This window comes from Microbacterium sp. AB (assembly GCF_032878875.1).
Classification (GTDB): Bacteria; Actinomycetota; Actinomycetes; order Actinomycetales; family Microbacteriaceae; genus Microbacterium; species Microbacterium betulae.
In genome coordinates, this window is sequence record NZ_CP118157.1 from 2,399,265 (window position 1) to 2,409,511 (window position 10,247).

The 10,247-nt window shown below is 71.5% G+C and carries 8 protein-coding genes; 7 read left to right on the forward strand and 1 reads right to left on the reverse strand.

The features are described 5' to 3' along the window. Positions 1-22: 22 nt before the first annotated feature. Complete coding sequence (gene argH / locus N8K70_RS11380; protein WP_317138453.1) at positions 23-1,453, reverse strand: argininosuccinate lyase; 1,431 nt, start codon at positions 1,451-1,453, stop codon at positions 23-25. A 218-nt stretch (positions 1,454-1,671) separates the two neighbouring features. On the opposite strand from argH, the gene N8K70_RS11385 reads away from it, so the two are divergent. The 7 genes from N8K70_RS11385 to N8K70_RS11415 all read left to right on the forward strand — a co-directional run bounded on the left by N8K70_RS11385 (position 1,672) and on the right by N8K70_RS11415 (position 10,238). Further along, positions 1,672-3,288: a peptide ABC transporter substrate-binding protein gene (locus N8K70_RS11385; protein ID WP_317138454.1), complete on the forward strand. Its 1,617-nt coding sequence runs from the start codon at positions 1,672-1,674 to the stop codon at positions 3,286-3,288. A gap of 71 nt (positions 3,289-3,359) precedes the next feature. Then, a complete protein-coding gene (locus N8K70_RS11390; protein WP_317138455.1) occupies positions 3,360-4,748 on the forward strand; it encodes a M14 family zinc carboxypeptidase in 1,389 nt (462 codons plus the stop codon). Continuing rightward, a complete protein-coding gene (locus tag N8K70_RS11395; protein ID WP_317138456.1) occupies positions 4,745-5,671 on the forward strand; it encodes an ABC transporter permease in 927 nt (308 codons plus the stop codon). Before N8K70_RS11390 ends, N8K70_RS11395 begins: the two co-directional genes overlap by 4 nt. 13 nt (positions 5,672-5,684) lie before the next feature. After that, the gene (locus N8K70_RS11400; RefSeq protein WP_317138457.1) at positions 5,685-6,596 is read left to right on the forward strand and encodes an ABC transporter permease; all 912 of its coding nucleotides are present in this window, start codon (positions 5,685-5,687) and stop codon (positions 6,594-6,596) included. Next, positions 6,593-8,020, forward strand: coding sequence for a serine hydrolase domain-containing protein (locus tag N8K70_RS11405; protein ID WP_317138458.1), 1,428 nt, complete (start codon positions 6,593-6,595; stop codon positions 8,018-8,020). Before N8K70_RS11400 ends, N8K70_RS11405 begins: the two co-directional genes overlap by 4 nt. Further along, positions 8,017-8,586, forward strand: coding sequence for a GbsR/MarR family transcriptional regulator (locus N8K70_RS11410; protein ID WP_317138459.1), 570 nt, complete (start codon positions 8,017-8,019; stop codon positions 8,584-8,586). The genes N8K70_RS11405 and N8K70_RS11410 overlap by 4 nt, the downstream gene beginning before the upstream one ends. Next, positions 8,583-10,238 carry an ABC transporter ATP-binding protein gene (locus tag N8K70_RS11415; protein ID WP_317138460.1) on the forward strand — a complete coding sequence of 552 codons (1,656 nt, stop codon included), beginning with the start codon at positions 8,583-8,585 and terminating at the stop codon, positions 10,236-10,238. Before N8K70_RS11410 ends, N8K70_RS11415 begins: the two co-directional genes overlap by 4 nt. Positions 10,239-10,247 lie beyond the last annotated feature (9 nt).

The following is a 10,247-nucleotide window of genomic DNA, read 5'->3' on the forward strand; positions in this document are numbered from 1 at the left end:
CCTCCCCGTCGTGAAGCGGGCCTCAGATGCCGAGAGCGTGCACGGCTGCCTGTGCACGCGCGACGAGCTCGGCGCGCTGCTCCACGACCCTCTCGGGGGCCGTGCCGCCGACGCCGGAACGGGATGCGACGGACCCCTCGATCGAGAGCACCTCGCGCACGGCGGGGGCCAGATGCGGCGACACCTCCGCGAGGAGCTCGTCGGATGCGTCCTCGAGGCCGAGGCCGCGCTCCTCGCAGGCGCGCACGAGCGCGCCGGAGATCTCGTGCGCCTCCCGGAACGGGACCCGCTGCGTCACGAGCCACTCGGCGACGTCCGTCGCCAGCGAGAAGCCTTCGGGAGCGAGCGACGCCATCCGCTCGGTGTCGAAGCGGAGGGTCGCGACCATCCCCGTGAACGCCGGCAGCAGCACCTCCAGCGCCGCGACGGAGTCGAAGACGGGCTCCTTGTCCTCCTGCAGGTCGCGGTTGTAGGCGAGCGGCAGCGCCTTGAAGGTCGCGAGCAGCCCCGTGAGATTGCCGATGAGCCGGCCGGACTTGCCGCGTGCGAGCTCGGCGATGTCGGGGTTCTTCTTCTGCGGCATGATGCTCGAGCCCGTCGAATAGCCGTCGTCGAGGGTGACGAAGCCGAACTCGCGCGTGTTCCAGAGGATGATCTCCTCGGCCAGGCGAGAGAGGTCGATGCCGATCTGCGCCGCGATGTACGCGAACTCGGCGACGACGTCGCGGGCGGCGGTGCCGTCCATCGAGTTCTCCGCCGGACGGTCCAGACCGAGCTCCCTCGCGACGAGCGCGGGGTCGAGGCCGAGCGTCGATCCCGCGAGCGCCCCTCCGCCGTACGGCGAGACGCCCGCGCGGGCGCGCCAGTCGCGCAGCCGCTCCAGATCGCGCACGAGCGGCCATCCGTGCGCCTGCAGGTGGTGCGCGAGCAGCACGGGCTGGGCGTGCTGGAGATGCGTCCGACCGGGCAGGATGGCCGCGGGGTGCGCCTCGGCCTGCGCGACGAGCGCGTCGACGAGCTGCAGCAGCTCGCGCGCGATCACGCCGGCGTGGTCGATGAGATAGAGCCGGACGAGCGTGGCGATCTGGTCGTTGCGGCTGCGGCCCGCGCGGAGGCGTCCGCCGAGCTCGGCGCCCACCTCGTCGAGCAGCGCCGTCTCGAGCGCGCCGTGCACGTCCTCGTCCGAGGGCCGCGGCTGGAGCTCCCCGCTGCGGACCTTGTCGGCGAGCACGTCGAGACCCGCGTGCATGCGCGCGGCCTCGTCCGCGGTCAGATAGCCGGCCGCCTCGAGGGCCGCGGCGTGAGCATGGGAGCCGCGGATGTCGTAGAGGGCGAGCTGCCAGTCGAAGTGCGTCGAGCGGCTCAGCTCCTGCAGCTCGGGACTGGGGCCGCCCGCGAAACGTCCGCCCCAGAGCGCGCCTTCGTTCGTCCCGTGCGTCTCGCCTGTGCTCACTCCCACAGCCTACCGACGTCGCGACGGCCGTCCCGTCGACGGCGTCGCGCGAGGAGGGCGCCGTGTTACGGCCAGATCAATCTTTCATTGCGGATTGAAAATTCTGAATATTTGTCTTGTTCTGCCGGTGACGCGGGAGTTCACTGTTCTCCATCTCCCCTTCCCCATCCGTCTCCGCCTCCCTTTCCCCCATCCCCTCCCTTCCCCAGAGGAGCATCATGCGCCCACAGCGCTCTCCCCGCGCCGCCCACCGACTCGGCACCGCGGCGGCTGCCGTCGCAGTCGCCTCCCTCCTGCTCACGGCGTGCGGCGCCGGCGGCTCGGCCGATGACGCCGGCGAGGCCGGGGCGGAGGGCATCCGAGTGGCCGTCACCGACCCCGGTCAGCTCATCCCCGGCCGCCAGACCGTCGCGTTCGACTTCAACATGGCGGTCTGGTCGCCTCTCACGTTCATCCAGAACGACGGAACGATGGACTACGTCGCCGCGGAGTCGATCGAGTCGGACGACCAGCGGACCTGGACGGTCACGCTGCGGGACGGCTTCACCTTCCACGACGGCACGCCGGTCACCGCGCAGGACTACGTCGACGCCTGGAACCACGTCGCGTACGGCCCGAACGCCTTCGAGAACGCGGGCCTCCTCGTGGGCATCGAGGGCTACGAGGACCTCAACCCCGCGGGGGGAGAGCCGACGGCGACCGAGATGTCGGGCCTGACGGTGAACGACGACCTCTCCTTCACCGTCGCCCTCACGGTGCCCGACGGACAGTTCCCCGTGCAGCTCAGCCAGGCTCAGACCGCCTTCTACCCCATGCCGCAGAGCGCGTACGACGACATGGACGCCTACAACCGCCATCCGATCGGCAACGGCCCGTTCCAGATGGAGGGCGACTACGTCGAGGCCGAGCCGATCACGGTCACGGCCTACGAGGACTTCACGGGCGATGAGCCGACGGTCGACGAGATCGAGTTCGTGCCCTACACCGACACGGCGACCGCCTACAACGACGTCCTCGCCGGCAACATCGACGTGGCGAGCGTGCCGGCGAACCGGCTCGCCCAGGCTCCCGACGACTTCGGAGATCGCCTCTACCGCTTCGAGGCGCCCGGCATCGCGTTCCTCGGCCTCCCCCTCTGGGACGAGCGCTACCAGGACATCCGCGTGCGGCAGGCGATCTCCATGGCGATCGATCGCGAGACGATCAACGGGGTCATCTACGGCGGCGGCAACCTGCCCGCCACGGCGTGGACCCCGGCGATCGAGCCGGGAACGCCCGAGGGCATCTGCGGCGCGTACTGCGAGTACGACCCGGAGGCGGCCACGGCGCTGCTCGACGAGGCCGGAGGATTCGACGGCACGATCGACATCCTCTATCCCGGAGGAAGCGGTCTCGACGAGCTCTACACGGCGATCGCGAACAACCTCCGTCAGAACCTCGGCGTCGAGGCCGTCGCGACCCCGAGCTCCGACTGGGCCGAGTTCCTCGAACGTCGGACCGAGGCCGACGTCTCCGGGCCCTTCTTCTCCCGCTGGGGAGCGCTGTACCCGAGCCAGCAGGCCACCCTCCGCGTGTTCTTCCTCGAAGGTGGAGGCTGCGCGAACTGCATCCCGTGGTACAGCGACGACGTGGCCGCAGCGATGCAGGCCGCCGACGCCGATCCCTCGACGGACGGCAGCGCCTACGTCGCCGTGCAGGAGCTGATCCAGGCGGAGTTCCCCGCCGTCCCCCTGTTCTTCGAGACCTACTCCTACGTCACGAGCGACCGCGTCGCGGATCTCGTCAACTCGCCCGTGGGCAACCCGACGTACAAGGACATCGTCCTGGTCGACTGATCCGAGCGCCCTGCGATCTCCGTCCCGGCGGAGACCGCAGGGCGCCGAGGCCGAAAGGACCTCCCTCGTCCATGACAGACCCCGACTACCTCCGACGCGTCCTCGCCCGCGTCGACGCCCTCGATCCGCTGGCCTCCTTCCCCGGCGTCGACGCCCTCCTGGCCGCGGCGGACGCCGTCGCCGCAGCGCACCCGGACAGGGTGCGCCGACGTCGGATCGGACGGAGCAGGCTCGGAGAGCCGATCCGCGCGTACAGCGTCGGCGAAGGCCCCGCCGTCGTCGTGATCGGCGGCGTGCACCCCAACGAGCCGATCGGCTTCCACACGGCGCTGCGGCTGCTGAGCGACCTGGCCGAGGGCGCCGGCCCCGCCGCAGAGCTCCCGGCGACGTGGCACATCGTCCCGTGCATCGATCCCGACGGCACGCGGCTGAACGAGTCGTGGTTCTCCGACCCGTCGGATCGCATCGCGTACGCACGCGGGTTCTACCGGCCCGCGCCGACCGAGCAGGTCGAGTGGTCGTTCCCGTTCGACTACAAGGGGATCGTCTTCGACGACCCGATGCCGGAGGCGCAGGCCGTGATGCGCCTGCTCGACGAGACGGGGCCCGCTCTCGTCGCCGGCCTCCACAACGCCGAGCTGGGCGGGGTCTACTACTACCTCTCCGCCGGGGAGACCGCGGCCATCCCCGCCCTGCACGCGATCGCCGAGCACCTGGAGATCCCTCTCGACCGCGGGGAGCCGGAGTTCGACGGGGTCGAACCGCTGGCCGACGCGGTGTACCCGGCCCTGTCGTCGCGCGCGATCGTCGACGTGCTCGACGAGCTCGGCGTCGAACCGGCATCGCACGTCGTCTCCGGCGGGATGGCCGACTACGCCGGCCGGCACGACGCGGCGATGTTCGTCGCCGAGCTGCCGTACTGGACGCACGCGGACAGCGCCGACGCCTCTCCCACGACGCTCGCCTACGCCGAGATCCTGGAGCGCAGGGCCCGCCAGCTCGACGAGCTCGACGCCGTGCTCTCGGAGGCGCTCGATCGCGCAGAGCCGCATCTGCGCATCGACTCGCAGCTGCGCCGAGCGGCCGTCGCGTTCGTCCGCATGATGCCGGCGATGGGAGAAGAGGTGCGCGGACGCGCCGCGCGGGAGGATCCCTCGCGGCTGGCCACCGCGGCCGAGCTCTTCTCCAACGCCGACCACGTGCGCATGTTCCGGCTGCGGTTCGGATCGATCCTCGCACGCGCGCTGAGGGCGGAGACGGCGGCGGGCGGCGCGGCGCCGCAGGTCAGGACGGCGCTCGCACGGCTCGACGACCACCTCGAACGATGGTACGACGAGGCGCGCTCCGTGACCGGCCTGCGCGCGCTGCCGATCGAGCGGCTCGTCGGAGTGCAGTACGGAACGCTCCTCGCGGTCGCCGAGGTGTCGCTGAACGCGCGCGGAGCGGAGGTCCCGGCATGAGGCGCTTCCTTCTCCGGAGAGCGGTCGAGCTCGTGATCGTCTTCTTCGGCGTCACGTTCCTCATCTACGCCATGGTGTTCGCGCTGCCGGGCGACCCGGTCGCCGCCCTCGGCGGAGACCGTCCGCTCTCGAGCGCCGTGGTCGCGGCCATCCGCGAGAAGTACCTCCTCGACGAGCCGCTCGTCGTGCAGTACCTCCACTACATCGGGGGCGTGCTCACCGGCGACCTCGGCGAGACGTTCGACGGCCGAGCGGTCTCCGAGCGCATGGAGGTCCGCTGGCCCGTGACGATCGTCCTGGCGCTCACGGCGTGGCTGTTCGAGGTCGTCATCGGGATGGCGCTGGGTCTCATCGCGGGGCTCCGCCACGGGCGGGGCGTCGATCGGGCGATCCTCGTGGGCACCGTGCTCGCCACGAGCGTCCCGGTGTTCGTCCTCGGCGTCTCGCTGCAGCTGGTCTTCGGGCTCTGGCTGCGATGGCTCCCCATCGCGGGGACCGACGCCGGGTGGCCCACGGCCTATCTGCTGCCCTCGCTCATCATCGCGCTCTTCGGCCTCGCGAGCGTGGCCCGCCTCATGCGCGGCAACGTCGTCGACGCGATGCGCAGCGACTTCGTGCGCACGCTCGTCGCCAAGGGCATGACGCAGCGGAGCATCGTCGGCGTCCACGTGATGCGCAACTCGATCGGGCCCGTCATGACCTTCCTGGCGATCGATCTCGGCTATCTGCTCGGCGGCGCCGTCGTCATCGAGGGCATCTTCAACCTCCCGGGCATCGGGCAGCTGATGTTCCAGGCCATCCGCGCCCATGAGGGCCCCACCGTCGTGGGCGTGGCGACCGCCCTCACGCTCGTCTTCCTCCTCACGAGCGTCGTCGTCGACATCCTCTCCTCCCTCCTCGACCCGCGCATACGACGCGAGTGAAGGACGACCGACCATGAGCGAGCTCCTCGCAGCCCAGACCGTCACCGGCTCCGACCCGGTCGACGCCCCCGCCCTCCGCGCCAGGGGCGTGTGGCAGACCCTCAGACGACGACCGCTGTTCTGGCTCTCGACCGCCGCGCTCGCGATCCTGACGATCGTCGCGCTGATCCCGGGGCCCATCGCCGCGCTGGCGGGGAACCCCGACCCCCGGGCGTGCAAGCTCTCGACGGCACGGCAGCCGCCGAGCGCTGCGCACCTCTTCGGCACCGACGCACAGGGATGCGACCTGCTCGCGAACGTGCTGTTCGGCACGCGCACGTCGTTGTTCATCGGGCTGACCACGACGGCGGTCACCCTCGTCATCGCGCTCGTGCTCGGCACCGTCGCCGGCTACTCGGGAGGATGGGCGGACGCGCTCATCGCGCGTCTCACGGACGTCTTCCTGGGCTTCCCGTTCCTCCTCGCCGCGATCGTCGTGCTCACCGCGATCGGAGAGCGCACCCCGCTCCTGCTGTCCCTCGTGCTCGCGCTCTTCTCCTGGCCCACGCTCGCCCGCCTCGTGCGCGGCTCGGTCCGGACCGTGCGCGAGAGCGAGTACGTCCAGGCGGCGACCGCCATGGGGCTGCGCCATGGCCGCGTCGTGATGACGCACGTCCTCCCCAACGCACTCGGTCCCGTCCTCGCGATCGCCACGACGATGGTCGGCTCGGTCATCGTCGCGGAGTCGACGCTGACGTTCCTCGGGGTGGGCCTCGTGATGCCGTCCCTCTCGTGGGGGCTGCAGCTCTCCACGGCGCAGACGTACTTCCAGACCGCCCCGCACATGCTCGCCTTCCCCGCCGCCTTCCTCACCGTCACGGTGGTCGCGCTCATCATGCTCGGCGACATCCTCCGCGACGCCCTCGACCCGAAAGGCCGTTCATGACGCTCAGCGTTGCGCGCAAGCTCGCGATCCTGCACGAGATCGCCCCGTTCCTCGCCTCGTGGAGCGACTATCAGGCCCGCTACCGCGGAGCGACCGGAGTGCAGCTGGCCGTCGCCTACCGCGGGGAGCTCGTGCTCGAGCACGCCTGGGGACTCGCGAACGCCGAGACGGAGGAGCCCCTCACCCCTCGGCACCTCTTCCGCATCGCGTCGCACTCGAAGACGATGACCGCCGTGATCGTGCTCCGTCTCGCCGAGCGAGGCGTGCTGCGCCTGGACGACGCCGCCGGCCGGCACGTCGCGGAGATCGCCGGGACGGAGGCCGGCGCCGTGACGGTGCGAGAGCTCCTCGGCCACCAGGCCGGCATCATCCGCGACTCGTCCGACGGCGACTTCTGGCAGCGCGGTCGCGACTTCCCCGACGCGGAAGAGCTCGTCGGCATCCTCAGGCGGGAGGGGCGGGTCTTCGCGTCCAACGAGCGCTTCAAGTACTCCAACATCGGGTATGCGCTTCTCGGCCTCGTCGCGGAGCGGGCGACCGGGCGCAGCTATGCGGACCTCGCGGAGGAGCTCGTCGTCCGTCCGCTCGGCCTCGGCGAGACGGGTCCCGAATACGATCCCTCGCGTGCGGACGCATACGCGGCCGGCCACACGGGCCGCATCGGGCACGCGGATGCGCGACGCGTGATCCCTCACGTCGACACCCGCGCGCTGGCGGCCGCCACGGGCTGGTACTCCACCGCGAGCGATCTCACGCGCTACGCGGCGGCGCACGTGCACGGCGACGAGTCGATGCTGAGCGACGCGTCGAAACGGCTCATGCAGCGGCCAGAGTCGCGGATCGCGATGCGCGGCCTGCCCGAGTCCGTCTACGGGCTCGGGCTCGACGTGCAGAAGATCGCGGGGATCGACCTCGTCGGGCATTCGGGCGGATACCCCGGCCACATCACGCGTACATGGCTCGATCCTCGCGACGGCCTCACGGTGACGGTGCTCGCGAACGACGTCGACGGCCCGGCCGGTCCTCTCTCGGCGGGGATCGTGCACCTCGTCTCCCTCGCGTGGTCGGCGGCGGAGGAGGAGCCGGAGGGCGTCCCGGACGCGCTCGCGTTCTCGGGCCGCTTCGCGAACCTCTGGGGAGTCGTCGACGTGGTCGATCTGGGAGGGATCCTGCACGTCGTCGCGTCGCGCGCCCCCGAGCCGGCGGCGGGCGCGACGCGGCTGGTCGTCGAGGACGGGCGCCTCGTGCGCGAGCCCGTCGCCGGGTACCATGAGACCGGAGAGCCGGTGTCGGTCGTGCGCGACGACGACGGCCGCATCGCCCGCATCCGGCTGGGATCCATGACCTACTGGCCCTTCGAGGTCTTCGACGAGGCGATGTCGCAGACGCGCCCGCAGGAGCGGCTCGGCAGACTGTCCCTATGACGCATAACCCTTCCGGCTCCGCTCCCGCCTCCGGGGAGGCGGGAGCGGAGCCGAGCGCACGTCCGGCGGACCTCGTCCTCGACGCGTCGATGGCGGCGTGGATCGAGTCCTTCGCCTCCGTCTGGGAGGTGCAGCAGGGGCGCAGGATGGACGGCCGGGTGCTCGGTCTCCTCATCATCGGCGATGCGCCCTACCTCTCCTCGACCGACATCGCCCGCCTGCTCGACGCGAGCGCGGGCGCCGTGTCGATGTCGACGCGCGCGCTGTCCCAGGTGGGGTTCATCGCCCGGCACACCGTGCCGGGAGACCGCCGGCACTTCTACCGGGTCGAGGACGACGTGTGGGGAGCGTTCCTCCTCGGCGAGCGCGCCTACCTGCGCCGCATGGCCGACGTCTTCCGCACGGGCATGCAGCTGGAGGCCGGCCGGAGCGCGGGACCGCGCACCCGCCTGCGGAACGCCGACCGCTACATGCGGTGGCTCGAGGACTACCACCGCAAGATGGTCGCCGACTGGCGCGCCTACCGCGACATGCCCGACGAGGCCGAAGGACAGGACCGACCGTGAACGTGAAGCAGCCGCCGTCACCCGATCGCCCCGTGCTCGACGTCTCCCGTCTGCACGTCGAGTTCCGCACGTCCGACGGCGGCGTCGTGCCGGCGGTGGAGGACGTCTCGCTGTCGGTGATGCCCGGGGAGATCGTCGCCGTCGTGGGCGAATCGGGATCGGGGAAGTCGGTCACGGCGATGAGCGTGCTCGGCCTCCTCCCGGACAACGCGGTGTGCACGGGATCGGTGCGGGTCGGCGGCATCGAGGTGCTGGGCGCCGGCGACAAGGTGCTCGCGTCCGTGCGCGGCGTGACGGCGACCATGGTGTTCCAGGATCCTTTCGGAGCGCTCGACCCCGTGTTCACCGTCGGCTACCAGATCCGCGAGATGCTCCGGCGGCATCGTCCGGAGACGACGGGCGCGCAGCGCAGGGAGCGTGCCGTGGAGCTGCTGCGGATGGTGGAGCTCCCCGACCCCGAGGAGCGCGTGCGCGCGTATCCGCACCAGCTGTCCGGTGGACAGGCCCAGCGGGTGGTGATCGCCATGGCCCTCGCGTGCGACCCGCAGGTGCTCATCGCCGACGAGCCGACCACGGCGCTCGACGTGACGGTGCAGCGCGAGATCCTCGACGTGCTCATCCGGCTGCGCGATCGGATCGGCACGGGCGTCCTCCTCATCACGCACGACATGGGCGTGGTCGCCGATGTCGCCGACCGTGTCGTCGTCATGCGCCACGGCGTGGTCGAGGAGTCCCAGCCCACCGATGCGCTCTTCGCCCGGCCGGCCGCGACGTACACGAGGGAGCTGCTCGCGGCCGTGCCGCGGCTGACGGCGGAGGACAGGCCGGAGCGCACGCCCTCGCAGCCGGCCCTGACGGTCTCCGACCTCGTCGTCGAGTACCGGCGCGGCGGGAGGCCGGCCCGCGCCGTGGACGGGGTCGGCCTCGAGATCGGGCAGGGCCGGATCCTCGCGCTCGTCGGCGAGTCCGGCTCCGGCAAGTCGACCATCGGTCGTGCCGTCATCGGCCTGGCACCCGTGAGGCGCGGGACGATCGTCGTCGACGGGGTCGACGTCGTTTCCGCGTCGCCGAAGGAGCTCCGCGTCCTGCGTCGCCGCATCGGCGTCGTGTTCCAGAACCCGATGGGCGCGCTCGACCCGCGGTGGACGATCGCCGACGCCGTGGGCGAGCCGCTGCGCGTCCACCGGGGTCTGCGCGGGGACGCCCTGCGCACGCGCGTGCGGGAGCTGCTCTCCGCCGTGGAGGTGCCGGAGAGCTGGTCCGGGCGCTATCCGCACGAGCTCTCCGGCGGGCAACGCCAGCGCGTCTCCCTGGCGCGCGCGATCGCGCTCGACCCCATGCTGCTCATCGCGGACGAGCCCACCAGCGCGCTGGACGTCTCGGTGCAGGCGACGGTGCTGGACCTCCTGCGACGGCTGCAGGAGGAGCTGCGCTTCTCCTGCCTCTTCATCAGCCACGACCTCGCCGTGGTCGACGCCCTCGCCGACGACGTCGCGGTCATGCACGCCGGCGTCGTCGTGGAGCAGGGCCCGCGCGTGGAGGTGCTCGCACGCCCGCGCGCCGACTACACGAGGCGACTGCTCGACGCCGCGCCCGTGCCCGACCCCGACGTCCAGGCGCGGAGGCGCCGGGAGAGGTTCGCCGCCGCCTGACCGCGCCTC

Coding starts and splice junctions, on each gene's coding strand:
- N8K70_RS11395 (WP_317138456.1), top strand. CDS start 4,745: ATGAGGCGCTTCCTTCTCCGGAGAGCGGTCGAGCTCGTGATCGTCTTC.
- N8K70_RS11385 (WP_317138454.1), top strand. CDS start 1,672: ATGCGCCCACAGCGCTCTCCCCGCGCCGCCCACCGACTCGGCACCGCG.
- N8K70_RS11405 (WP_317138458.1), top strand. CDS start 6,593: ATGACGCTCAGCGTTGCGCGCAAGCTCGCGATCCTGCACGAGATCGCC.
- N8K70_RS11410 (WP_317138459.1), top strand. CDS start 8,017: ATGACGCATAACCCTTCCGGCTCCGCTCCCGCCTCCGGGGAGGCGGGA.
- N8K70_RS11400 (WP_317138457.1), top strand. CDS start 5,685: ATGAGCGAGCTCCTCGCAGCCCAGACCGTCACCGGCTCCGACCCGGTC.
- N8K70_RS11390 (WP_317138455.1), top strand. CDS start 3,360: ATGACAGACCCCGACTACCTCCGACGCGTCCTCGCCCGCGTCGACGCC.